The sequence below is a fragment of the Paenibacillus melissococcoides genome, from assembly GCA_944800085.1.
Taxonomy (GTDB): Bacteria; Bacillota; Bacilli; order Paenibacillales; family Paenibacillaceae; genus Paenibacillus_B; species Paenibacillus_B melissococcoides.
Window position 1 is genome coordinate 128,428 of the sequence record CALYLO010000002.1, and the last position, 25,608, is coordinate 154,035.

General features: G+C 55.5%; 17 protein-coding genes. 15 read left to right on the forward strand and 2 right to left on the reverse strand.

What is annotated here, in order from left to right:
* The first annotated feature begins 167 nt into the window (after positions 1-167).
* From OCY70_RS08770 to OCY70_RS08780, 3 genes are all read left to right on the forward strand, one after another.
* On the forward strand, positions 168-1,640 hold the full coding sequence (locus OCY70_RS08770; protein ID WP_249724840.1) for a DEAD/DEAH box helicase: 1,473 nt from the start codon (positions 168-170) through the stop codon (positions 1,638-1,640).
* Positions 1,641-1,819: 179 nt separating this feature from the next.
* Positions 1,820-3,622 carry an MASE4 domain-containing protein gene (locus tag OCY70_RS08775; RefSeq protein WP_213427470.1) on the forward strand — a complete coding sequence of 601 codons (1,803 nt, stop codon included), beginning with the start codon at positions 1,820-1,822 and terminating at the stop codon, positions 3,620-3,622.
* A 122-nt stretch (positions 3,623-3,744) separates the two neighbouring features.
* Positions 3,745-4,782 carry a serine/threonine protein kinase gene (locus tag OCY70_RS08780; protein ID WP_249724830.1) on the forward strand — a complete coding sequence of 346 codons (1,038 nt, stop codon included), beginning with the start codon at positions 3,745-3,747 and terminating at the stop codon, positions 4,780-4,782.
* Between the two features lie 68 nt (positions 4,783-4,850).
* On the opposite strand, the gene OCY70_RS08785 is transcribed toward OCY70_RS08780, so the two are convergent.
* Entirely contained in the window at positions 4,851-6,785 is a 1,935-nt protein-coding gene (locus OCY70_RS08785; protein ID WP_261944872.1) for a vWA domain-containing protein, read from the reverse strand.
* A 74-nt stretch (positions 6,786-6,859) separates the two neighbouring features.
* On the opposite strand from OCY70_RS08785, the gene OCY70_RS08790 reads away from it, so the two are divergent.
* The 10 genes from OCY70_RS08790 to OCY70_RS08835 all read left to right on the forward strand — a co-directional run bounded on the left by OCY70_RS08790 (position 6,860) and on the right by OCY70_RS08835 (position 20,321).
* A complete protein-coding gene (locus OCY70_RS08790; protein WP_373871441.1) occupies positions 6,860-7,666 on the forward strand; it encodes a PP2C family protein-serine/threonine phosphatase in 807 nt (268 codons plus the stop codon).
* 382 nt (positions 7,667-8,048) lie between these two features.
* Entirely contained in the window at positions 8,049-10,097 is a 2,049-nt protein-coding gene (locus OCY70_RS08795) for a PP2C family protein-serine/threonine phosphatase (protein ID WP_249724834.1), read from the forward strand.
* A gap of 639 nt (positions 10,098-10,736) precedes the next feature.
* Entirely contained in the window at positions 10,737-12,023 is a 1,287-nt protein-coding gene (locus OCY70_RS08800; protein ID WP_213427471.1) for a normocyte-binding protein, read from the forward strand.
* Entirely contained in the window at positions 12,014-12,715 is a 702-nt protein-coding gene (locus tag OCY70_RS08805) for an iron-dependent peroxidase (protein ID WP_213427472.1), read from the forward strand. The genes OCY70_RS08800 and OCY70_RS08805 overlap by 10 nt, the downstream gene beginning before the upstream one ends.
* A 284-nt stretch (positions 12,716-12,999) precedes the next feature.
* On the forward strand, positions 13,000-15,666 hold the full coding sequence (locus OCY70_RS08810; RefSeq protein WP_261944775.1) for a molecular chaperone: 2,667 nt from the start codon (positions 13,000-13,002) through the stop codon (positions 15,664-15,666).
* Positions 15,667-15,696: 30 nt separating this feature from the next.
* The gene (locus OCY70_RS08815) at positions 15,697-16,476 is read left to right on the forward strand and encodes a DNA and RNA helicase (protein WP_213427474.1); all 780 of its coding nucleotides are present in this window, start codon (positions 15,697-15,699) and stop codon (positions 16,474-16,476) included.
* 52 nt (positions 16,477-16,528) lie between these two features.
* Positions 16,529-17,167, forward strand: coding sequence for a hypothetical protein (locus OCY70_RS08820; protein WP_213427475.1), 639 nt, complete (start codon positions 16,529-16,531; stop codon positions 17,165-17,167).
* Positions 17,164-18,588, forward strand: a complete 1,425-nt coding sequence (locus tag OCY70_RS08825) for a contractile injection system protein, VgrG/Pvc8 family (protein WP_213427476.1) — start codon at positions 17,164-17,166, stop codon at positions 18,586-18,588. The genes OCY70_RS08820 and OCY70_RS08825 overlap by 4 nt, the downstream gene beginning before the upstream one ends.
* A 29-nt stretch (positions 18,589-18,617) precedes the next feature.
* Positions 18,618-19,748, forward strand: coding sequence for a pentapeptide repeat-containing protein (locus tag OCY70_RS08830; protein ID WP_261944776.1), 1,131 nt, complete (start codon positions 18,618-18,620; stop codon positions 19,746-19,748).
* Between the two features lie 21 nt (positions 19,749-19,769).
* Positions 19,770-20,321 carry a serine protease gene (locus OCY70_RS08835; protein ID WP_213427478.1) on the forward strand — a complete coding sequence of 184 codons (552 nt, stop codon included), beginning with the start codon at positions 19,770-19,772 and terminating at the stop codon, positions 20,319-20,321.
* 141 nt (positions 20,322-20,462) lie between these two features.
* On the opposite strand, the gene OCY70_RS08840 is transcribed toward OCY70_RS08835, so the two are convergent.
* Positions 20,463-21,707: an IS110 family transposase gene (locus OCY70_RS08840; protein ID WP_261944707.1), complete on the reverse strand. Its 1,245-nt coding sequence runs from the start codon at positions 21,705-21,707 to the stop codon at positions 20,463-20,465.
* A 404-nt stretch (positions 21,708-22,111) separates the two neighbouring features.
* Between OCY70_RS08840 and OCY70_RS08845 the strand changes: the two genes are divergently transcribed.
* Complete coding sequence (locus tag OCY70_RS08845) at positions 22,112-22,540, forward strand: DUF4280 domain-containing protein (RefSeq protein WP_390905225.1); 429 nt, start codon at positions 22,112-22,114, stop codon at positions 22,538-22,540.
* Between the two features lie 27 nt (positions 22,541-22,567).
* Positions 22,568-25,600 carry a phage baseplate assembly protein V gene (locus OCY70_RS08850; RefSeq protein WP_261944777.1) on the forward strand — a complete coding sequence of 1,011 codons (3,033 nt, stop codon included), beginning with the start codon at positions 22,568-22,570 and terminating at the stop codon, positions 25,598-25,600.
* Positions 25,601-25,608 lie beyond the last annotated feature (8 nt).

The following is a 25,608-nucleotide window of genomic DNA, read 5'->3' on the forward strand; positions in this document are numbered from 1 at the left end:
CTATAGGATGAATCCATGAAACGATCATGAACACTAGAGAAACCGATGCATACGCATAGCGAAGAAATGAGGTGGCCTGTCTGTCAGGCTTTATATCATTAGGAATTCGCCAGGAGTGGGCGAATCGATTAACGAAGCAAGGCATTGCGGCGCCGACGCCGATACAGATGCAAGCGATCCCCGCCGCGTTGGCCGGCCGGGATGCCGTGCTGCAAGCGCAGACCGGAACGGGGAAAACGCTGGCGTTCCTGCTCCCGATCCTGCAGCGGATCGACCCGGAGCAGCCCCAGGCGCAAGCGCTTATCGTCGCGCCGACGCGCGAGCTCGCGCTGCAGATTACGGCAGAGGCGAAGAAGCTGACGGATTCCGCCCCGGATGGAGGCGGAGGCATTCATGTGCTGGCCGCTTACGGAGGCCAGGATGTGGAGAAGCAGATCCGCAAGCTGCAGGGAGCATGCCAATTGGTCATCGGCACGCCGGGCCGCTTGACCGATCATTTGCGCCGGGGCACCTTCGACGGCTCCGGCATCCGCATGCTCGTGCTGGACGAAGCCGATCAGATGCTGCATATGGGCTTCCTCCCCGAAGTGGAGGACGTCATCTCGCACACGCCGGCCAGCCGGCAGACGCTGCTCTGTTCGGCGACGATGCCGGAGCCGGTCCGGGCGCTCGCCGCGCGCTTTATGCGGTCGCCGCTTGATCTCCGGGTGGAGGCGGAGCAGGTGACGGTGAAGGAGATTCGCCAGATGGTGGTGGAGACGACGGATCGGGCGAAGCAGGAGACGCTGTTCCGCCTCCTCGACGAGCATCGGCCGTATCAGGCCGTCATTTTCTGCCGCACGAAGCGGCGGGCCCAGAAGCTGTACGAGGCGCTCAAGGCGAAGGGCTATGATGCGGACGAGCTTCACGGGGATCTGACCCAAGCGGTGCGGGAGCAGGTGATGAAGCGGTTCCGGCAGGCGAAGGTTCAGCTTCTGGTGGCGACCGATCTGGCGGCTCGCGGACTGGATGTGGAAGGAATTACGCATGTGTTCAACTATGATATTCCGAATGATGCGGAGAGCTATATTCACCGGATCGGGCGGACAGGCCGTGCGGGCGGTGCCGGATGGGCCATTACGCTGGCCGCGCCCCGGGACGAGAGCTATCTCGCCCTCATCGAGCGGGGCATCCGCATGAAGCTGCGGCGGCAGAGCCGAGACGGCGCGTCCGTCGGGCGCAGCGGGTACGAGCGCGGCGGGAATGAGCGCGGCGAGAGCGGCCGCGGAGCCGCCCGGCATGGAAGCGGCCGGGGCGCAAGCACGCGCGGCACGGCCGAAGCGGGGCCGGAGCGCCGCAGAGCCGGCGGCGGCAAGAGCGGCCGCCAAGCTGCGCGCCGCGGGCAAGACGAAGGCCGCGGCGAACGAACGCGGCGGCCGAATCCGGCCCGTGCCGGAGCCGGTTCGGACCTCCGGCGGGCCGGCCGGGCGCGCGCCGAGCGGGGCAAAGGCGGCGGAGCGGCCCAGGCTGCTCGCCGCGGACATGCGCCGGCCGCCGCGGGCGGCCGACAGCGGGGCTCATCCGCGGCCGGACCGCGCTCCGGGCGGAACGCCGCGCCCGGCCCGGGCAAGAAGGGAAAGGCGCCGCGCAGACGGAAGTAATGCGCGCGGCGGAAGCCGCCCAAGCGGAACGGTATAAGACAGATGAAGGACCGGGCGCTCCAGAGGTGGGGTACCCGGTTTTTCCTTTTCACAGGCGGATAGTATTGTTACTATGAGAGTAAGATGTGACACGATTCGACGAAATGAGCCATTGACTGACGAAAGGTTGATTCCACTCCATGCTGCGCATGCGCGACCCGTTAACGAGTCTGATTAACATTCCGGCGACAGCGGTGCAGAGAAAGACCGCCTTGTATCTCAGTATCGGGGTATTGGCGATCTCGCTGCTGATCAGTCCCTATTTCGACACGCCGCTGCCCGAGGTCCGGCCTTTCCTGTCTGTTTTCATTGCCTGGATTGTGTTCGGGAATTTGATGACCGCTTACTTGCTGTATGTCCAGTTCCGGGCGACGGGGTATAAGCCGATTCTTCTGCTCGCGGCCGCCTTTTGGTTCGCCGGCTTGATTACGATTCCGTATCTGCTGACCTTTCCGGGCATTTTTTCGGATACGGGTCTGCTTCATGCCGGCCCTCAGACCTCGGTCTGGTTCTGGGCGATCTGGCATGGCGGATTTCCGCTCGGCATTATTCTGTACACCTATAGTCTCCGGAAATGGAAATCGGCCCTGTCCGAACGCCGGGAGAAGGCGACGGTCGCCGCCATCTTCGGCACGGTGCTGCTCCTGATTGCAGTGCTGGCGTACCTGCTTGGGCAGTTCCGGGACGGGCTGCCTGTTCTGGTGGAACAGAATCATTACGGGCTGATGATTACTACGGGAATCGGCCCCGCGCTGTGGCTGCTCAATCTACTCGCCCTTGTCTATCTATATATCGCGACGCGGGCCCAGAGCTTGCTGCATCTGTGGCTGACGATGTCCGCTTTTATGTTCTGGATGGACATCAACCTGACGCTGTTCGCCGGAGAGCGGTACAGCATCGGCTGGTATGCGGCCCGATTCAATTCCTTCGTCTCGTCGACGGCGCTGCTGACCGTGTTCTTCCACGAACTGAACCAGTTGTATTTCCGGCTGATGCAGTCGCAAGCGGCGCTGAAGCAGTCGCAGGAGCGGGTGGAGACGATATTGGACAGCATTACGGATGCCTTTTTTGCCGTAGATCGGAAATGGGAATATACCTATATGAACAAGGAAGCGGAGAAATACACCGGACTCGACTTCGAGGCGGTCAAGGGCCGCTCGATCTGGGACGTCAGCCCTTGCCTGCTGGACAGCAGACTGTATGCGATGGCGCATCAGGTGATGGAGCGCAGCGAGCCGGTGGGGTTCACGGAATATGACAAGCTGCGGGAGCGCTGGCTGGAGTTTCGAATTTTCCCGACGGGGCAGGGCGTATCCATCTATTTCCGCGACGTGACCGACCGCATCGCCGCCGAGGAAAAGTTGAAGGAAGCAAACAAGAAGCTTCAAATGGCGAATCGGCTGCTGACCGATTTCTCCTATACCGATGGGTTGACGGGGGTATACAACCGCCGCTATTTCGACTTGATGCTGCAGCAGGAATGGGAGCGGATGAAGCAGGAGAACCGTCCGCTGTCGCTCATCCTGCTCGATATCGACGAGTTCAAGCGGTATAACGACACTTACGGGCATCTGGCAGGGGACGAATGTCTGCGGCAGGTGGCCCAGGCGCTCAAGACCGCGGTGACTCAGCCGCTGTCTGTCGCGGCCCGCTATGGCGGGGAAGAATTCGCCATCCTTCTGCCGCATACCCCGGCGATGAATGCGACGATTGCCGCCGAGGGGATCCGGCTGCAGGTGGAATCGTTGGCTATCCCCCACGAGGCGTCCGAGGTGAGCCATTTTGTGACATGCAGCCTTGGCGCAGCCACCTGGATTCCGGGGCGGCAAGAGCATTCTCCTGATCCGCAAGCCCTCGTGCACATGGCGGATCGGAGCTTGTATGCGGCGAAGCGGGACGGGCGGAACCGCGTCAGGATGCATGGAGGCGGGACGACAGGATGAACACGCGGAGGCGAAGCCGCCATAGACACCTTACCTGGAAGGGCAGGGTGTTTTTGTCGACAAATGGTGCACGCCGCGGAATGTTGACAAGGAAATAGAAAATGTTGGGGGATCTTGCTACAATGGAGGAAAGTACAGGCACAGCGCCGGAGGGAAGCAGAGGCATGCAGGCGCTGACGGCGGAGCGGGGGAAACAGGTGGCACAGACGGTCAACGAATCGGCCTTAAAACGGAATACGAGGCTGCAGAACAAGTATCGGATAGGAAAAGTGGTGTCCAGCGGCGAGCTGTCCATCGTCTACAAAGCGAGACATATGGAGAGCGGATCATGGTGCGTGATCAAGGAATTTTTCCCGCAAGCCCTAGCGCGGCGGGATCGGGATCGGCGCTCCGTGCGGTGCCGCGTGCCTGGAGCGAGGGCGCAGTTCGAGGAGCAGCGGGCGATTTTCGCGAAGGAGGGGCCGCTGCTTGCGCAGTTGAGCCATCCTTGCATCGTCGAATATGTCGATCAATTCGAAGAGGGCGGAACGGTCTATCTCGTGACGGCCTACTGCCCGGGGATGACGCTTGCGCAATATATTCGGGAAGGACAGGCGCCGTCCCAGGCCCGATTCTACAAGGAGACGATGCTGCCGATCATCGATGCGCTCGAATATATACATAGACAGGGCCTGATTCATCGCGATATCAAGCCGGGGAATATCATTATCGATCGGGAAGGACAGCCGAAGCTGATCGACTTCGGATCGGCAGTGCATTATGAGGCGGGCGGCAGGCAGCCGATCTTTACGACAGCCGGTTATTCGGCCTTGGAGCTGTACTCCGAGACGTCGCGGCAGGATCCGGCCGCCGACATCTACAGCCTGGCGGCGACGCTGTACTTCTGCTTATGCGGCCAGCCGCCGCTGGATGTGACCCAACGGCTGTTCCGTGATCAGGTTGAGCCGATCCGGCAGCGGAGCAGGGGCACGACCCCTCTATTGGCCCGGGTCATTACGAAGGGATTGGCCATTCATTCCCGCAAGCGCCCCGCCTCGCTGAATCCGTTCCGGATCGCGCTGTATGCGGAGCATCTCAAATGGACGCTGAAGGAGAGGCTTCAAGGCCGCCGCCTGCCGGAACAGGCGGAGCAAGAGCCGATGTCCCGGGGCGGGAGCTAGCTTGCGGCCTAGTTGCGTATACAGCAATAACAGACAGAGCCGGGGCTTGCGCCCCGGCTCTTCCCGCATCAGCCCGATTCCGGCAGCGAATGCGGGCGCCCCGTGGAGGCCGCGCCCGATTTGAACGGCTTATAACGAAGCTCGATCTCGGTAATGCCGTCCTCGAACGTTACATAGATTTTCTCATTGTATTGCACAGCTTCCTTCTTGCCCTTCGGAATCGGCGTCCGCCCCTTATCCACCGCGCACGACGTATGGTGAACCACCCGCAGCACGCCATCCTTCCCCGGCTCCAGCAGGATGCGATCCGCTTCCGGCAGCGGCTCATGAATGTCGAGGCTGCGGAACAGATCGGCCAGGCTGACCCGGCGATTGTCGAAAGATGACAGCGGCCAGAAGGCCACCGGAATGTCATTGCCGCTGGCGGTATTCAGGAAGTAGCCCTCCAGCCGTCCGGCGAACTTGGGCCGCGGACGCAGCCACAGATAGGCCGCGCCGCCGATCAGGGCCGCGAACAAGACGCCGGCTCCAATCCGAAGCGGCAGCTCCCAGTAGGACCGCACCGAGAAGGCCAGCGTCGAGACGGCGGTGCCGCCTTCCGGATCGGAGGCTTGAACGGCGAGCGAGGCATCGCCTGTCTTCCGCGGCGTCACGATAAGCCAGTGTTCCTCGATATAAGCGCCTTCCAGCTTATTGTCCGCTGCCGGCTGAAGCCGGAAGGTCAGTTCATCCCCGTTCGGATCATGGAACCATTCCCGCAAATCGATGCGCGCTTCGCCATCTTCCTTGGTCAGGGAGAGGGGGCCGGCCGCGGCCGCTTCCGGCGGCAGATTCTCCACCTCCCGTTCGGTCTCCGGGCTCATGCGGTAGAAGTCCGGGCCATGCAAATAGACATGCCAGCGGTACGAGCCGGCTTGGCGGAAAATATAATCCCCCTCGAACCCGTTCCCCTTCCTGGCCAGCGGAGTCCGTTCCTCCTTGCCGGAATCGAGATTGGTTACGACAAGTTCCGCCTGCATCGTGTCGAATACATGCGGATCCTCCAGCCGGGAACCGTCGGGATGCTGCAGGTATGATAAAAATTTCGTATTTTGCCCTTTTATAATCTCCTGGGACTCCAGAACCAGTTCAGGTCCCAAACTATAGTTCCCGAGCAGATTCACTTTGACGAAATCTCCCGGCTTGCCCCGCAGCTTGATGACCAGTTCTCCTTGCTCAAGACGGATGATTTTCATCAGACGGTATTTATTCGACTCGTACAGACGCACGTTTTTGGAGCTGTAATACAGTTGGGCCTCCCGCAGCGGATGCGAAGAGAGCAATATAATATTGGCTTCGCTCATGCTGGAGTTCGGAATCGGCACCTTCACCTCCTGAAGATCGCCGGTTGCCGTTACCGCCGCGACCGTCACGAGAGCGGACTGAATCTGATGGGCGAAGATTTGATTGAAAATATCGGGCAAATCATCCGCGCTGTCGGTAATGAACGAGGTTCCGCCCGTCTGCTTGGCGATCCGCTCCAGCTCTTCCTTGTTGACCGAGCCGTCGTGGTTCAGGCCGATTGTGTAGATGGGATAACCTTGCGCTTGGGCTTGCTTGATGACGTGCTTCACGTCCCGGTTCGAATCCTCCACCGTCCTCCCCCGGGAAGCATAGCCGAAGTCGGTGCCGCCATCGGACAGCAGAATGAGGAACGGAACGCCGCTCTTTTCCTTGTCCGAGGCGAGCATCTCCGCCCCCGTGCGCAGGCCGAGCCCCAGATCGGTATAGCCGTAACGCGGCATCTGCCGCAGCTTCTGCTTCAGCTTCGCCTGATGTCCCGGCGAAGCGATGGACGTCAATGGCTGCGTCTCCACGATGCGGTCGTTGTAGGCGACGAAGCCGATCCGGGTCTTGGCGGAATCGCTCATATCCATGAACATATTGATGACTTCCGCCGCGATGCCGTCCTTGTCGGTCTCATTCATCGAATAACTGACGTCCAGGACGAAGACGGCGTCAATCCCTTGCGAGGCCGCATGGGCGGCTTGGCTTGCTTGGCTTGCTTGACTTGCTTGACTTGCTTGACTTGCTTGGGTTGCTTGGCTTGCGGCCTTGCCTGCGGCGAACGTGGGCGCTGCGCCGCTTGCTGGCGAACGCCCCTGCCGACAAGCCGGGAGTTCCGATCGGGAACGGGCAGACGATCGGCACTCGGGACGAGCAGGATGATTATTTCTCCAGCGTAACGACCCCGCACGGCACCGCCGCCGTGCTGGCCGACGGCATTAGCGGCCTCGCCCATGGGCGTCTGGCGAGCACGATTGCCGTGACCGTGTTCATCCGGGAATTTTTGAAGCTGTCCGATATCCGGGACGTGCATGATTATTTCGCGAAGGCGGCGAAGGTCAGCAATTCGGAGATCCTGCAGCAGCTCCAGGGCGCTCCCGGGGGAACGACCCTCGTCGCTGGCGTCATTGCCGGGGACTGGCTCTATTGGGCCGCCGTCGGGGACAGTGTCATCATGGTGTTCCGGGACGGGGAGTTCATCCGGATGAATGAGAAGCATACGCTGGAGTCCGTGCTGCAGGAGCGCTGTCTGGCGGGGGAGCTGACGAAGGAGGAAGCGATCGATCATCCGCTGCGGAAGCGGCTGATCAATTATTTGGGCTACGAGCATTTCGCCCGGATGGAGACGGGGAGCGAACCGTTCGAGCTTCGGCCCGGAGACCGGGTCATCCTGTGCAGCGACGGCGTCTACAACACGATGACCGAGGTGGAGCTGGAGGCGATTCTGTCCCAACCGATATCGCCGAATGACGCCGCGGAGGAGATTATCGAGGCGATCGAAGCCAAGGGGCTGGCGAATCAGGACAACGCGACGATTGTCATCGTCGATCATGACTGAGTGCGGGTGAGCCGGCTGGCCTGGTTCGACCGTGAGTCTGCGGTGCGCCGGAATCCGGGCATTCGCTGTGCCGGGAGCAGAGGACCGGAGCTTGCGGTGCGGACAGCGGCTGAAGCCTGAGACGCTCTCGTAGCGGCAGCCGTGCCATTCTGTGGCGGATGTTGAGAGGCCGGTGAGCCAAGACACTCGCTGTGTCGGACGTCGAGAGACCGGGGGAGCATGGCATTCGCTGTGCCGGTAGTTAAGAGGTCGGAGGGCCGTGGCATTCGCTGCGTTGGAAGCTGAGTGGCTGGAGAAGCCAGGGTATTCGGTGTATCGGAAGTTAAGAGGCCGGTGAGCCGCGGCTTTCGCTATGTTGGATAGCTCAAGGGCTGGATAAGCCGTGGCATTCGGTGTGCCGGGATGTAAGGAGCCGAAGAAGCCGGTTCAGTCGGTTCGCCGGGTCGCGTCACATGAGCAGGAGAGCCTGCAGAGCTGCGTGCGGAATAGGGGAAAAGCGGGGGTACGGATGAGGAAGGAGAACAGCGATTTCAAGACCAGCTTCGTGTCGGAAGCCGGTTCTTTTCTACATAACAAGGATTATTTCGCTTATGTCGAGCTCGACGATATGGCTTGCTGGGTCGTCGCGGACGGCCTGGATGCGGACCGGGAGGCGGACAGCGCCGAGATGGTCGTGAAGAGCATCCTGGGGCGGTTCACCGAGAAGCCGACGATGTCTCCGCTGCGGCTCAAGCGGTATATGCAGGAAGCGCATGAATGGCTCAGAGAAGAGAGCCGCCGGGTGCGGCTCAAGGCGAGCCTGATCCTGGTCGTCACGGACTATTCGAAGATCGTCTGGGCAGTGGCGGGCCATGCGCGCCTGTATCATTTCCGCGGCGGACGCCTGTTCGGGCGCAGTCAGGATCAGAGTCTGGCGCAGGCGATGGCGAATGCCGGCGAGATCTCGGACGCGGCGATCGACCATCATGCGGAGCGTCATAATCTGCTCAATTATATGGGCCGTCCCGATAGCTTCGAGCCGTTCGTCTCGAAAAAGGCGCCGCTCTCCGACGGCGATGTGCTGCTGCTCTGCACGCCGGGCCTGTGGGAAGAGGTGCACCGCCTGGAGATGCTGGATGCGCTTGAGGAGGCGAAGGAGCCGGAGGACTTCACCGATACGCTCGAGGACGTGCTGCTCAGCAAGCAGCGCGGCACGGTCAATAATTATACCGCCGTCGCCGTCTACGTGAACAAGGCGTTCAAGGAGGATCCGAAGAAGAAGTGGCGACAGCTCAAAAAATGGCTGATCGCGCTGGTCATCCTGGCCGTGGCGGGAGGCGGCGCCATCTACCTGTACGCGAAGGAAGCCGCGCGCAAAGCGGAGGCGGCCGCGAATATGATCGAGTTCCAGCAGAACGCCGACACGTACATGAAGGAAGGCGATTATGCGAAGGCCGTGAACGAGTACAGCGAGGCGCGAAATATGGCCAAGCGCTTGAAGGACCGCTATCACCGCGATCTGTTCGACAAGAAGCAGCGCTTGATGCAGTTGATGGTGGACGGAGACGGCTTTTTCAAGGAACGAGACTTCGCCAAGGCGCTGGAGAAATACGTCAAAGCGCAGGAGGAAGCGAAGCCGTACAAGGAGTTCAACCATAAGGAGCTCGAGGAGAAAATCGAGCGCACCAACCTGTATATGCAGATTATGAGCTGGGTGCAGGAAGGGGACATGAAGTTCGAGACGCAGGACTTCGTCGGCGCGCGCAGCTCGTACCAGAAGGCGCGCCGGGCGGCCATCGAGGAAGGCTTCGTCGACGGCGAGAAGGAGATTCGCAAGAAGCTGGAGGACGCGGAAGAGAAGGTCACCGGGCTGAAGCGGGAGAAGCGGCTGCTCGAGGGCGACAAGCTCGAGAAAAAGGGCGATCAGCAGTTCGCCGCCCAGGACTATGTCGGGGCGATTGACGCTTATTCGGCAGCGCAGCAGATCTATCAGGAAATTGACATGCTGGAGCGGGTGCTGGGCATGGAGCGGAAGATCGACAAGGCGGTCGACAAGCTCAACCCGCCGCCTGCCGCCGGCGCGGACGCTTCCGGGGCCGGCGCCGTACCGGCCGGGACGGGGCAAACGCCGCCAGCGGCGGGAGCCAATGCCGCTGGCCAGAGCGGAGGTTCCGGCGGCGGCAGCGCTGCCGCGTCCGGGACGGGAAGCGGCGCGGGAGAAACCGCAGGCGCCGCGAATGGGGGCGCGGCTGCGGGATCCGGCTCGGGCGCAGGATCCGGGAGGAACTCTGACGCGAACTCCGGCGCCGGCGCTGGCACAAATTCCGGGAGGAACTCTGACCCTGGTTCTGGTACAAACTCCGGGACGAACTCCGGCGCTGGTTCAAGCACGAACCCAGGCATGAATTCAGGGGCGGACACCGGAGAATCGGAAGAAGCCCCAACGCGGTAATTTAGTCGAGCTGATCAGGAATTCCTGCACACGCGCAGGATTTTCGCCGGAACCAGCGCCGAAAGGTGGAAATTGCTGCAAAACTACATCAATTTTGCCCATAGCGGGCCAAATCCGGGGACGACCGATCAAAAAGGTGCATTTTTGCAGGATTGTTGCGGAGCGGGCAGTGCTAAACAAGCAAAAGTGTAATTTTGCAGGATTTTCTGCCGGGATGCGCCCGGAACATGCGAAATCACGCATCGTGTCAAAGCATATCTGGCCCGCGGCACATTGTGTCCGGGCGGGAGGCGGCGCTGCGGGAGCTACAGGCGCTTCCTGCGGGTTGGCAGCCCGCGCTGTCAGGTGTGCTCCCGCAGGCACTACGTGGCAAGGCCTCACCGTCGGGGGCCCCGCGGACACGCCCGTGGAGGCACTCCCCGCCGGAGGCGGCACTCCGTCGGGTCACTTCCGCTGCGTTGCCTGTCTGATGCCGAGCCGCGGACGCTTCCGCAGGAAGCCGCGCCGCACAGTCGGGTATGGGAGCAGCGGCCAAGATACCCGGGGGCATGCCGTGTCAGCGAGGCACGGGAGAGGCAACCGCCGGGGATCATGCCCGCGCCCGGGCAAGCTGAGGAGAAGGAGGGGTCGATCATCGCCATGAAGGATATCATTTCCGATCGATTAAGCAAAATGGAGGATCTGGAGCAGCGCAAGCTGCTGAAGCAGCTGATGACCGGGTTGTTCCTCAATCTGGTGGAATATCAGGAAGAGATGAACCGGAAGATGGAGCGCAAAGTGTTCGATGAGGTGGAGGACGGCGAAGAGAAGCATGATGTCTTCGTCTCGCTGTGCCGCCGCGACGAGTTGGACCCGATTCACGAGTTCCTGCATCCGATGCTGCCGGAGGACGCGGCGCCGAAGCTGATCGACATGAGCCGGCTGCTGGACCATTTGCAGCGGAAGGAAGAGGCGCTGCTGTTCACGCTGTTCCTCGAATGCGATTATGCGGCGCTCCGGGGGCTGCTGGAAGGGGAGCGAACGTTCCGCGGGGAGATGATCACTTCCGGCGGACGTTATCCGATCTCGGTCCGGCTCGTGCAGAGCCGGCGCTATATTGACGAGATCGAGAAGCTGTATCACGTGTTCCAACAAAACAATGTGCCGTGGAAGACACTCAATCATCCGTACGCCTACAAATTCGTCGACGTGCTGCTGACGCATTGCGACGCCGTGCCGCAGGAAGATGAGGAGATCAGCGAGATTACGGTCGATCTGGAGGAATACGAGCCGTATAAGCGGGTCGATATCGTTCCGCTGTGGAATATCGAGCGGCTGGCCATCAAGAACAGCGGCTTCCCGGTTCCCGCCTCCGATCGGATTAACTACGAGCATGTGCTGTCGCTGCACAAGACGGGCAGCGAGCACGGTTATCTGGTGGAGGGCGACGAGGAGAACATCCGGTATATCAAGCGTTCGCGGGATGAGCTGACCATCGTGTCGCCGCAGGAGAAGGCGGGCATCTGGAGCGTCCTCAAAATCGCCCAGCCCGTCGCCTCCCGCCTCGGCAGCCTGAGCTATCCGCTCGTCTCCAACCGGAGAACGGATGGCTTCATCGGAAAATATGCCCGCCGGCAGGGGCAGATTGTGCGGGCGACGGGGGAGATCATCCGCCTCGTGCATGCGTTCGATGCGGCTCGCCTGCTTGAGCTGGAGCGGGTCGATATCCGCGATCGGAGCGACGGATCGCCGCAGACGTACGAGATGAATCCGTTCGTCAGCGACAATGTCCGCACGGAACGGGACAAAAAGGTGATGCGGCTCGCCTTCCGGGCGCGCCAGGCGGAGGAGAACGAGCGCTTCCTGCTTCAGGATCAGATGAGCTTTCTCGTGTCGGAAGTTCAGATGTTTTTTCCGGAATACAAGTGTGAAGGGGAATGGGCGTGAATTATATATGGGATCTGGTCATCCAGGCGGAACAAGCCGGCATCGAGGCGAAGGATATCCGGTTCGCTCCGGCCCGCGTCTACTCGCCCTATATGGAGCTCAGTCTCCAGGATCTCAACACGCGCGCGCTGCAGCATCTGGAGAAGGTCGAGGTCAATCCGTACTACCGGTTCTACGACTTGTTCAAGGACCTGTTCGATATCAACAACGAAGAGGATACCGAGCTGCGTCATGCGCTGTTCGACATCATTCTGCACTTCCTGACCGGGATTGACCGCAGACAGGGGATGAACCGGCGCGAGTATTATATCCGGTTCGTGCTGCGCGATATGGCGGAGGGACGGTTCGGCCGCCGCGTGAGCGAAGCGATCCCGCTGTTCACCCGCGATGAGCAGGAAGCGGTGGCGTGCAATGTGTTGCGCCTGTATGAGACGGGCGAGGCCGTTTATTTGCTGCGGGATACGATGCGGCGCATTTTCCGCCGTTCGACGATTTACGTGAATTGCGAGGACAAGGATGAATTGCTCATCTATGTCGGCCAGGAAAAGTCGGAGTCGGTCCGGGCGAAGGTGGAGCTGATCACCGATCTGTTCCTGCCGGCGCGCTTCCATACGGAAGTCTACTGGCGCGATCACTTCGGCATTATCGAGGTGGACGACACGATGCAGTTGGGGCGGATTGCTCTGTATTAGCCCGGGCCGCTCTCTAAGCGGACTGCTCGGTAGTGGCAGAGGGTCCTGTAGGGCAGAGTGTTCTGTAAGTGGCAGATGCCCTGTAGTAGCGGCAGGTTGCTCTGTCGCGGCAGATTTCCCTGTAGCAGCAGACTGCCCGGGGTGAACGATGTTTTTTTTCAAAGAAATGCAATGGCATAGTTAAGCACGTTAAGCTATCGGTTCATCGCAATGGTTGCAACCAAGGATGGGCCGTTCATGATAGGGCAGGTCACGAAGTTGACAGCCGGAGGGAGAGGTAACTTATGGCCGGATACTCGTACAAGCTGTATACGCAGCCGGGACGCCGGGAGGATGCCCGGAAGCGGGCGCAATATCACCGGGAGGAACTGTTGGAGATGACGACGTTCCAGCTCCGGAACATATGCCAGCGGGAGAAGCTGATCGAGGGGCTGATCCATACGCTGGATCGGGACGAACTGATCGCGACCATCATGAAATATCGGGGCGCAGACGAGAGTCTGCTCATCACTGGCGTCCGGCCGGGCGGATTCGAGCGGGTCGAGGCGGCCATGAAAAAGTATCTGGGCACGCCGCTGCCCGATGCCGGAGGCATCCGAATTCCGGCGAAGATTACGCTGTACTCCGGCTTGAAGCTGGATCGGTTCGACGGCTACCGGGTCGAAGCGGGGGCGGAGATGGCCGAATCGAACGTGCTGCTCGTCAATGAAAATCTGGAGCTGTGCGCCATTCTCAATCTGGTGAAGGACGGCTCGGCTCCGGGAAGCTTTTATTTGGCGATGGCCGAGGAGGCCGAGGTGAAGAAGACCGCGAACCGCCAGTACAGCCTGCTCTTCTTCCCGCGGGCGGTATCCGAGTACGTGTATCGAACGTATTACCGCGACACGCTGCTCCCGCCGGCTCATCTGTATTATTACAAAATTCCGGTGACCGATCTGGACATCCGCGAGCTGGAGGAGACCGATGCCGTCCTGGCGATCGATTTCGGCACCTCGAATACGACGGCCGGAGCGTATTTGGACAGCGGCTATATCGCTTCGCCTAATACGAACGATGTGCTGAGCGGACGCATTCGCCTCGATCGGATCAACTATGTGGCGTTCCCCGATACGACGTCTGCGGATGCGGATTGGATCGAGGTGCTTCCGACCGTCATCGGCGTCGCGGATTGCTCCGATCCGGAGCGCATCCGTTATCATTTCGGCTACGATGCGCTGCGGGACCGGAAAAGGAACGGCTACAGCGGCAGCGCCACCGTCTTCCATGGCATGAAGCGGTGGGTGAACAACTACAAGAAGCGGGAAGATGTGATGGATGCGCAGGGAAATGCGGCATCCGTGTGCCGGCAGGAGCTGATCCGGGCTTATACGCTCCATGTCATTCGCATGGCGGAGCATCAGTTCAAATGCCGCTTCCGCCATCTGCATCTGTCGGGCCCGGTCAAGCTGAAGAAGCAGTTCATCGAGATGTTCGCCGACATTTTGCCGGAATACCGGATCGAGTCTGACGATGCGCTCGACGAAGGACTGGCCGTGCTGTACAACACGATTGCCAACCAGATAGAGCAGCAGCGCTTCCTCGACGGGGAGGAATACAAGGCCTTGGTCATCGACTGCGGCGGAGGGACGACCGATCTGTCCTCCTGCCGCTTCCGCATCGAGGACGGCCACATCGCCTACAAGCTGGACATCCATACATCCTATGAAAATGGGGATACGAACTTCGGCGGCAACAACATTACATATCGGATCATGCAATTCATGAAAATCGTCTTCGCCGGGTATTGCCGCGGCGGCGGAGCGGCGGCCGGAACGTTGCCGGATATCGATTCGCTGATCGACATTCCGGCGGCCGATCTGTACCGTCATGTGGATGAATTCGGGTCGGAGGCGGTCTACGCGGCGTTCGACGCCGCTTACCGCGAGGCGGAGGCCGTCATTCCGACCCGGTATAAGGAATATGAGCACCGCTCCCGGGATGAGTATCATCGGGTGCGGAACAATTTCTACGTCCTGTGGGAGATGGCGGACGGGATGAAGAAGGAATTTTTCCGCCGGACAGGCATTCTGCGGAGCCGCTTCGATTCCGGGCGCGGCAGCCGGGCGGAGCAGGATCTGCATCTGACGGTCCTGGATCGGTGGTGTTTGTCGTTGCGGGAAAATGGGCAGTTCCGGGACGTGCACGAGCCGCCGGATGTCGTGTTCAACATTCAGGAGATCAACCATCTCATTCGGGCCGACATTTATGCGATTGTGCATAAGTTCCTGGACGAGTTTTTCCGCGACGGCCGGCTGCAGGATTATTCCATCATCAAGCTGACCGGCCAATCCTGCCGGATCGACGTTTTCCGGGAGGCGCTGAAGGAGTTCGTGCCCGGGCGGGCGATCGAGTTCCGGCAGAAGGCGGATGATTCCGGCAAGGTGACGGAACTGAAGCTGGCCTGCCTGCGCGGCGCGCTGCGCTACCTGAGCGCCCGGAAGGCTGGGCTGATTGAAGCGCGACTGACGAATCAAGCGCCGATCGTCCCGTACTCGGTCAGCGCCCTGACCCATACCGGGCAGGAGAAGCTGCTGATCGCGAGCTACGAACGGCTGGATCAGGCGCGCGGCTCGATCTCGCGGCCGCTGGGCGCGCATGAGATCGAGTTCAACATCCGCAATGCGGACGGTCAGCTGCGCTATATCGCGGTCTACGCCAATGATTTCACGGCGTACCGCCCGGTGCGGTACGAGGAGATCGCCGCGGAATACGGCGTTCGGATTCCGCAGGATGACACGGACTCGATCGCCAACGGCGAGGCCAAATGGTTCGTCTTCGCCGGCGACGGAAGCTGGGGCTTCGAGACTATGCCGGTCGCGCGGCTGAACGAGCAGCTCTATATCGGCGCGAAGCAGTTCTATGCCTTCGAGAATGATCTGTCGGAGCTGGATTTCTTCGACGGCTTGAAATAATCGAGACAGAACGGAAAGGAGGGCTGCGCCTTGTTCAAACATCAGGTGCCGCATTTCCATCGGGGCCGGATTCTGAAGACGGACATGCTGGAGAATCTGCGGGACTTCCCGCGGCAATTCGTCGACATCGCCTACCAGTCCTATTCGAGCGGGGTGCTGGCCGGGACCGAGGTTCGGGTCGGCCCCCGCAGCCTGACGGTCGGCAAAGGCATCGTCAAGCATGGAGGCCTCATCTATATGCTGGAGCAGGAGCATGAGCTGCCTTACCGCTCGACCGGGAGGGAGACCGTGCTCAAGATCCGGTTCCATGCGGAGCAGCCGTCGAGCGACTTCACGACGCTCCCGGGGGAGATCGTGCTGGACGAAGACACGGCCGAGGTGAAGGCGAACGAGATGGAGCTCGGCCGCTTCAAGCTGAAGGAAGGCGCCCGGCTGCGGGACGATTACCAGAGCTTCGCCGACCTGTCGACCGAATTCAACACGCTGAATGTCATCCATGTGCCGCATGCGGGCATCGGGCAGAGCACCTTGTCGCCCTTCATCCTGCGATACTTTGCGCAGGAGCTGCTGAAGACCCGCGTCGAGCATGCGCATGACGCCGCCTTCGCCATGCTGTGCCTGAACGGCGGCGCGGTGGAGCGGGACGTCATTCAGCATTACCTCGGCCAGCGGCTCGGCACCGGCTACCGCGAGCTGACCAACGAGCGGCTCTACGCCGGCCTCCGCCGGGTGCTGAGCGAAGCGGGCAGCAGCCGGGCCATGGCGCCGGACATGCGCCCAGGCGGGCGGCAGCGGGTGATTGTGGATTGACGCGGCGGTTCCGGGACCCCAACGAACAGAAGTCGAAGGAGGGAGAAGCGACGTGGAGCACGTAGATGAGCAGATCATTTCGCTGTTGTATGGAGAGCAAGAAAATAAAGAGCAAGCCGATGATAAGCAGAATGGAACACAATCGGATCAGCCTATTCTTTTCCATCAGGCTGTGTTGAAAATAAACGGGGAAACGATACCGTTCACAGAAGAACGGCTGCTAAATGGAAAAATCCGTGTACTTCTGCCAAAGACATTTCACCAAATGTCTCCTCAAGCTGCAGCAATGAAATATCCGTCAGAACGAAGGCCCGAATTGATTTATACCAACGACAACGCCTCGATCAATATCGCGTTCAACCATACGGAACATAACGTAATGGAAGCTGAAATCGAAGAATTTACAGTTTCCATGATTCATATTTTGCGGCGAATGCAGCCCATTTTGCAATGGTATGAAGACGGCGTAAAAGATATTCACGGGAAGCGAGTAGGGTATTGCGAATTTTTGGCTCCTTCCTTGAATGTCAATGTATATAATTTGATGTTCTTTGCTGAACTGGAGCAGACGGCGCTGCTCTGCACGTTCAATTGCTCGGAAGAGGAAATGAAGCATTGGCAGCCGATTGCTCGAGGCCTCATGGATTCTCTCGTCATCGGCGAATTGGAGGAAGGGAGGACGCAACAATGAGTCAATCCGCTCTGACTTACCAGAATTTGCAGATAACCCCCTACCGTCTTGTCAACTTGCAGGAGTTGAAGTTGACGAAAAAAATTAACGAACATACGCGGCTTAGGTTCACGGGTATCGTGCCAGAGGAATTGAAGGATAGCTATGTGGAGATGACGGATGCGGATACAACTATCGAGCTTAGCCAAATTAATGAGGAAGGCGAAAGTAAACCGTTGTTCAGCGGAATCGTGCTCCACATTGGGATTAAGGCTGTGCGAGATATTTATTATCTTGAGGTTGAGGCTGTATCTCATTCTTATAAGCTGGATGTAAAAAGAAAGAGCCGTTCTTTTCAAAATAAGGCCGTGACGATCCCCATGTTGCTGGATGAAATTGCATCGGACTATCCGGGTATGGATGTGGTGGATGAGGCTACCGACAATGCCAGACTAGGACGGTTCACGGTCCAGTATCAAGAGACTGACTGGCAGTTCCTTAAGAGAATGGCGTCTCGCTTTCATACGAGCTTAATGCCAACAGCAGTATTCGATCGTCCCAAGTTCTACTTTGGAATTTGTGAGAGCAACTCTCAAACCCGCTTGGAAGACTATCATTATACGGTCAGAAAGCGGATGAACACCTATCGGTATTTTGCCGAGAATGATTCGCCCAATGTGGATGAAAATGACTTTATCTATTATGAAGTGGAGACTGACAGGGTTCTGGAGCTTGGCAGTTGGATTGGATTCAAGGGTAAGAGCTTATACGTATGTGAAGCGCTGACGGAAGTGAAAAACGGACTGCTCACGCATCAATACGTACTTTGTCTACATAAAGGTTTACGGCAGAAGATCCTTTATAATCGGCAGATTAAAGGCGCTTCGCTTCAAGGGAAAGTTATCGATGTCGCCAAAGATAAAGTTAAGGTGCACTTAGACATTGATAAGAAGCAGGATAAAGGGGAGGCACATTGGTTCCCCTATACTTCGGTGTACACAGCCGAAGGACATAGTGGCTGGTATGTCATGCCTGAGATTGGCGACACCGTACGCATTTATTTCCCAAGCGAGAAAGAAGAAGAGGGTGTGGCAAGCAGTTCGATCCGTCAAGACTTGATAGAGGGGGAGACGAATAAGGTCGGTAACCCGAACATCAAATATTTCCGAACGGCAGCCGGCAAGGAAGTGAAGATGAGCCCGGATGAGATTGTGATTACCGGGAAAGATGGAGCGATATATATCAAGCTGAATGAAAATAATGGGATTCATATCATTAGCAATAAGAATATCATGATAAGCGCTCAGGAAGACATTATGATGGACTCTCAGAAAAAGGTCATCATCTCTGCAGGGCAGGAGTTGAACCTAAGCTGTAAGAGCAGCAGTATCCATTTAAGCGGAAATACGAACATTGTGGGCAGTGAATTGAAGACAAACTAGACGCATCGTTCGGAGAAAGGGGAGACGAGGTGGCCAAAGCGGAGTCGGAACGAATGTTTACCCAACAGGTTGTTAAACCGAAACGTCAAGAAGTTTTGTCTGAGTTAGAGATGTTTTTTCATGCGAACAGGGAAGAACTGTGTTGCGATTATGTCCAGTATTTTAAGAGCCTGTGTTTACGTCTCAAAGACCAGCAGATTATGGGCAAAAAAGGGAAAATCGGACATATTACCTTTTCTATGTTGAGGACGCAAATAGCGGAAGGACGGTCTACCTACCTCGTAGAAGCGACCGATTCGTCATGGGTATTTGACCGAAATCCATGCCGCTCTAAGTACGACGCGGAATGGGCATTCCGCTACTTAGACAGACTGGAATACGAGTTGGTACAGGGAAGCCGCAATTATATGGGAGCCATTACACCCGTTGAACTCGAAAGGCATGTACTCAGAGAGTCCGTTCACTTTCATGATTACGTCATTAGTTTAATACGATACGCGATGCCGCAAGCTGCCGCTTTGCCTGAATTTGTTGAGCTGGAGAAGGAAGATCTATTTGAAGTAAGAGTGGGAGAGTACTTGGATATAAGTGAAGTAGTCTACAAAGAAAACACTTACATTCCTGACCCGGAAGTCGTAAAGGCATGGCTTGAAGAAAAAAACGAGTATGAATATGCTTACGCCGCTATTCTCGAGCTTGATTTATCCAAGGGTGATTATTCAGAGATTGATTTTCGGTTCTCTTCATTTAACAACTGTAATTTGTCATTTAGCAGTTTTGAGGCGGCAGTTTTGGTTGGAACGAGGTGGAGCGGCTGCTGGTTGGAACAGTCAGATTTTTCGCATTCTCTTATTCAAGGTGCCGATTTTGGTGAATGTCATTTAGTTGGGGCGTTGTTCAGTTTCACGGAAGGCAATAGCGGCAGGCCTAATTCTTCCTGGAACAAGCCGGGTTTCTTGGGAGTTAACTTTTCGGGTGCCAATTTGACAGGAGCGAACTTTGAAGGAGCTTCGTTACGAGGGGCTCAGTTTACACATGCCCAATTGGATAATGTCAATTTTAAGGGAGCCGATTTGACAGGAGCAATGTTCTCTCTAGAGCAAGCGGATGTAGTCCTGTTAGATGATAATCAGCGAAAAGACATTATATGGAGAACATGATGTGTCGAGAGGAGGCAGGGAATGCGCTATTTTATAATGTCTGCCGATGATCGAATTCGAGGAAGAGTGGAACCAATAGGCATTTCCGAAGCAGTCGCCAATGAAATGAGCGGGGAAGGGTTAACTCACAATTTGGAAAATATTAACCTCCAAATCCCAATTAAGAGCCAGGACAGTGTTGAGTATGTAGACTGGATTGAAAGGCCTATTCCGCTAGTATCGGATAGTTTGAAACAACTTCTAACCAAAATTGCACCGGATGTAAAAGTAGCTCCTCTTGTTCTGGCGGATATGAAGAAACTTCGTCAAGATGTTTATTGGATTATCGCTCCCCCTCGTATCGATTGCCTATCCTTGAAAACCGAATTTCTCAAAGATGGAACACTAAAACGATTAGTGATTGATAACCGTAAAGCTTCCCGACCAATATTCCAAATCAAGGGGATTCGGGAAAAATATACTTTTGTCAATTTAGCGGTAGCGGAAAGCATACTCCGCAGGAGCTATTCCGGAATCAAGCTTCGCAAGGTGGAGAACGAAGTTGAGTCCAGCGGTATGATGTCAAGTCCCTGATTTATGAGAATTGGAAAATTTCCTTGGCGTGCAGCAGGATCAATCCCAAAAAAGGCATCACCAAACTAGACCCAGTCGAAAATTAAGTAAAATACCATAATTTAACTGGGAATTAGAGAAGAAAATTCTTGAGCCAAGGCATTATTGCTCTGTCGGCTTCACCTTCCTTCTGGGCGTATAGAGTTGGTCGTTGCGTAGCAGCACATCGACCAGACGCACAAGTTTTCTTGCCGTTAAGACGAGGGCACGTTTGTGTTGATGCTTAGGGACTTCATTGAATTTCTTCCGGTAATACTCCCCGAATTCCGGGTCGCGGTTTTTTACCGAGTTGGCAGCTTCAACTAGGTAATAGCGAAGGAATCGGTTGCCGGAACGAATGCGCTTTGTATCTTCCGCCTCGAAGGAGCCGGATTGGTGCTTGCGCCACGTCAGACCCGCATACTTGGCCAAGGCGGCTTGATCCGTGAAGCGGTCGATGTCGCCGATCTCGGCCAGGATGCCTGCGGCATAGACCCGATCAATGCCCGGAATGGAACGGAGGCACTGGCTGCTGGAAATGCCGTCTAAAATGCGCTCAATCGCCTTGTCGAGCTCTTTAAGCTGACGCTGGATGCTCCGGATCGACTGAATTGAGGTGCCCAGCACCAAATCAATGGAATCCTCGACAACCTTCGAGAGGCGGTACGAGGCCCGAGCCGCCTTTTGAATACAGCGGGCGACGTGTTCGGGATCGGGGAAACGATTTCTCCCCTTGTCCTTTAGATAGTCAGCCAAATGGGCGACATCCATATTCCCCATCTCATCCAGGCTATACTTTTCCGAGAGCATTTCCATGATGGCATGGCCGAACACGGAACTGTCCACTTCCGCGCGAAAAGCATTGCACTTATAGAACAGATTTTGCAAAAAGTATTGCTTCTCGCGGGTGAGGTTGTGTACGAGATGGAATCGCATGCGAGTGAGCCGCTGCAAGGCGATGTACTGTTCCTGCATCACGATAGTCGTCGTGAGTCTGCCAAAACGCAGGCGGTCTGCAATGATCCAGGCATCGATGCGATCGGTTTTGTCCAGGTCGGCATAAGCGTCTTTGAATTTGTTAATCAGCTTCGGATTAATGGTGAACACCTTGGCATTCAATTGTTGAAGGGCCTCATCCTCATGCAAGTACATGGCTGGATGCCAGCTGTAGACGGATGTGGCTTCAAGCCCGATATGAACCTCAGAGCAGGCTGTCTTGACCGCAGCAGAAATGATGCGATCCCGCAAGTAAGAGGCGCCGTGCAGATTGTTGGTGGTCTTGAAGGTCTCCAGGGTGTCGCCATCCGATTTCATCAAACAGGCTTCCAGTTCTTCGGAACTGACGTCAATACCGACAAAAAGCTTCAAGAGAATTCCTCCTTTCTATAAGGGATTCAGGGAACGGACTCTCCGGACTGTCTCCGGCGGACTCGCCGATCAATCACCCTCGCATATGAGAACACGCTTCGGTTCATGAGCTGCCCCGACGCTGCTACAGTCGGGCATGAGTTGCCGAAGGGAACAGCCAGCGGGTAAGAAGTGCAAGCGAGTACCGGAGAAACAGACTTAAAAAGTAGATTGGACTACAGGAGTGAAACGAATTTCCCCGAATGGAACCCTAAGTTCCATTGTCCGGAGACATTCCGGAAAGTCCAGTCCCCATATTAATTTTCAATGTGCAAGCTGGAAATTTTGAAGGCATTCTATGTTCCTATAAAGGACTGGAAAAAGACTCAAAACTGCCTTTAGGAAATACTATACGAGGAGTGGTTATGATGCAGGAGAATAATAATGGGCAACTGAAGAGCGGTTCAGGGGATAAGAAAAGTTACGTAGTGGCGGGAGCTATTTTAAAATGCAGTTTTGGAACCCAACCTACAAGGCTGAAAACACCCTTGAGCCATGGTGTCTATATCAAGAATAAAGCACAAATGAATATCAAGGATTACAAGCCCGGCGTAAATATTATTCATTTCGGTAATTGCTCTAGCCCTGACAATCCTGCTGTCCAGAATAGTTCGTTGGTAGATGTGTTCGGGGTAAAGAAAGCGCCATGCATCCCGCTTATTAACATGCCCTGGCTCAATGGCAAGAGTGACGTTCTTGTCGAGAATGAGCCAGCTTTGTTGAATACTTGCACTACCCGATGCATTCATTGCGGTCTGATACAAATTGAAAATGACGGACAGAACCTAGAATAGCTCCATGCTATGGCGAGGGGGGATACGGTGAGTGGGATAAAAGAGAAGACCGGCTTTGGGAGCATACGGGTTATTTTCCCGTGCGATATCCAACGCATTACCGAATTGCGGATTGTAAAGAAGGCTAACGATCACGCCCGAGTATTCATTTCCGGACTCGTTGCAGAGGAACAGAAAGATCGTTATATTGATCTAGCGAGCAGTTCTGACACCATCGTGATTCAAGATGTAGATGATAATGGCGATAGGCACCGAATACTCTTTCATGGTCTCGTGTCGGATATCTCTTTTCGAAGTGTAAGGGGAATCTATCACTTAGAGCTAGAAGGAATCTCTCATTCTATTAAAATGGATCTAAAAAAGAAAAGCCGATCATTTCAACATCAAAAGATGCCCTATCACGCGATGTTTAAACAAATATTATCAGAATATTCAGGCGGGGATTATATTGATAACGCCACAGGCTCTGCTCGATTAGGACAATTTACAATACAATATCAAGAAACGGACTGGATGTTTCTCAAAAGAATGGCTTCACGCTTTGAAGCCGTTATTATACCGGAAGCGACGGCAGACGCGCCCAAACTATGGTTTGGGGTGCCAGAGGGCAAACGTTGGATACTTGATAAGACCTCATATCATGTTAGAAAAACGTTAGAGGAGTACCGACAGTGCGATGAAAACGGTAATCCCAAGGTACAAGGTTACTCAGAAATAAGCTATACCGTAGTAACCAATCAACATTATTCCATTGGGGATATTGTACAGTTCCAAGGAAAAGAGCTGACTGTGGTTGAGTCGGTAGCTCAACTGAAGGATGGCGTCGTAACAATGAGTTATCTCCTTTCTCCGGAATTTTCAATACGTCAAAATCAGCACGATAATGAATATTTGTCTGGCTCCGCATTGGAAGGTAAAGTAATTGATGTAGATAAGGACACCGTGCGAGTCCACCTTACTATTGACAGCGAGCAGAACAAGGAAGAGGCATGTTGGATTCGGTATGAATCGATGTACTCGGCAGAGGGGAACAGCGGTTTTTATTGTATGCCTGAGTTGGGAGATACAGTCCAGATCTACTTTCCAAGCAGCAGTGAGGAAGAAGCCGTTGCAATTGGCTCTGTGAGTAGGGGGCAAGGCGCGTCACAGGTGCAGAATCCGGAGGTAAAGGGTTGGAGCACAAAACATGGCAAGGGATTGAAGCTTGGAACAACGGATCTGACCTTCACAGCCAGAGAAAATAACATCTTTATTAAGTTGGATGATGGAGATGGAGTTCATATCGAGAGCGGGCATACGGTTTCGATAGCTTCCAAGAGTGATTTGGAATTCAGAGCGGATCAAAGGTTAGGGATTCAAGCGCAGGAGGGCATTTTTCTGCAGTGCAATCAAAGCAGTATTGTTCTGGATGGAGAGGCGGACATCTATGCTCCTGCATTGAATTTGGCTGGCTTGGTGAAGTCCCCTGTCTTCGTGGCAGATTTGGAACCTGTCCCCGAACCGCCGTTAATGTCTATCGATGCGTTTAACGGGTCCTCTCAAGTTGCAGGTGGTTCTCCCACGAAAGGTCTGCTTAACACGGTGATGGATGGTGTTCAAACTGCCCTCAGCTTGGCCGGAATGATACCGGCCGTTGGATTGGCTGCCAACGCTGTAAACACGGGGATAACCGCCATGCGCGGAAGCACGCAAGGAGCTGCTTTATCCTTAGCTGCCAGCGTCCCTTTTATCGGTCGGGATTTTAATCCTTACGAAGCAGGCGTTAATAAGCTTACATCTGATATTTTGGGTAAGATGAACCCTAGCAATATGATGTCTGAATCCCTATTGATGCGCGGCGCCAATGGGGATATTGAGGCCTTGAACGAGTGGAAAAAACAGATGGCTGCCCTGCCGGTGAAGGAAGAAAAATTGACTCAACGCGAAAAAAATAGAAGAGCGCGTGAAGCGATACAACCGACCAATGAATTCTTAAAATTCATGAAAGAAAATATTGCCGATCCTTTTGCGGAAGGTATGGATTGGTTTCTTTATGATACAGACCCAGGAAGGTTTGTAAATCGTTTCAGTTATACCGCCGCCTCTATGGTAGGACCGCCTGTAGTCGATCAGCCGACGACAGGGAATGAAATAGCAGACATAGCCGCAGATGTTTTAGGCGGAGTTTCAGGCGTCATCGTCAATCCAGCCGGAATGGGGACGAATACGCAAAACTTATTCACAGTGTCGAATAAGGTTGGCAACTCGCTTGCTAATACCAAAGGGGGACAGCTTGCACAAAATCTGATTTCCAAACCGTTGGAAAAGATTCTCAGTCCGAGTAACGCCCAAAAAATATCGCAGACGGCGGTGAGGGGCGCTGTAACAGGATCATTTCACAGTGCTTCAATCTCTCTTATTCAAAATAAGTCGAGTGGGCCTGAACTGCTCCAAGCTGCATTTTGGGGTGGCGCATTTGGCGGATTATTTGGCGGAATAGGTGGGGGATTAGGTATAATGTGGGGAAAGGTCCTCACCACTGCCCGGCAATATACAAGCCAACTGAAGCCAAGCCAAATTATAACTGGCTTGAAGCAGGCGATGCAGGAGAATGTCATACGAGAAGCTCCATTGAAGGCACGTAAAGGATTAGAAACTAGGGGCTATTCGCGTGATAGTGTATCTGAAGATGTAAATATTGTAAAGTACTACAGAGTGCAAACTAAGGGCGAACATGGCAGCTTTGAAAGAATGATTGTAAATGATGACGGAACTATTTCAGTAGTCACTAAAAAAAGCAATTTAAACGTAAGTGCTGAAACAGCAGAACATGCAGAATATTTCATGCAAAAAAAAGGGGAAGGATCTTACATTATTGAGTTTGAAGTTGATAGTTGGTTCCATGATATGATAAAAGAGTATGCAATTCCTCAGAAATATTATAGAACGAACCCTTTAAATCAAGGTAGAACAGCGCCTAAAATAGTTGACCCTCATCAGCCCGGATTGTCTCTCGAGCTGCCACCTATCTGGATTGATTGGATCGAAGAACTTGCTAAAAATGCTAAAATACTTAAGTAGGGGGTGTT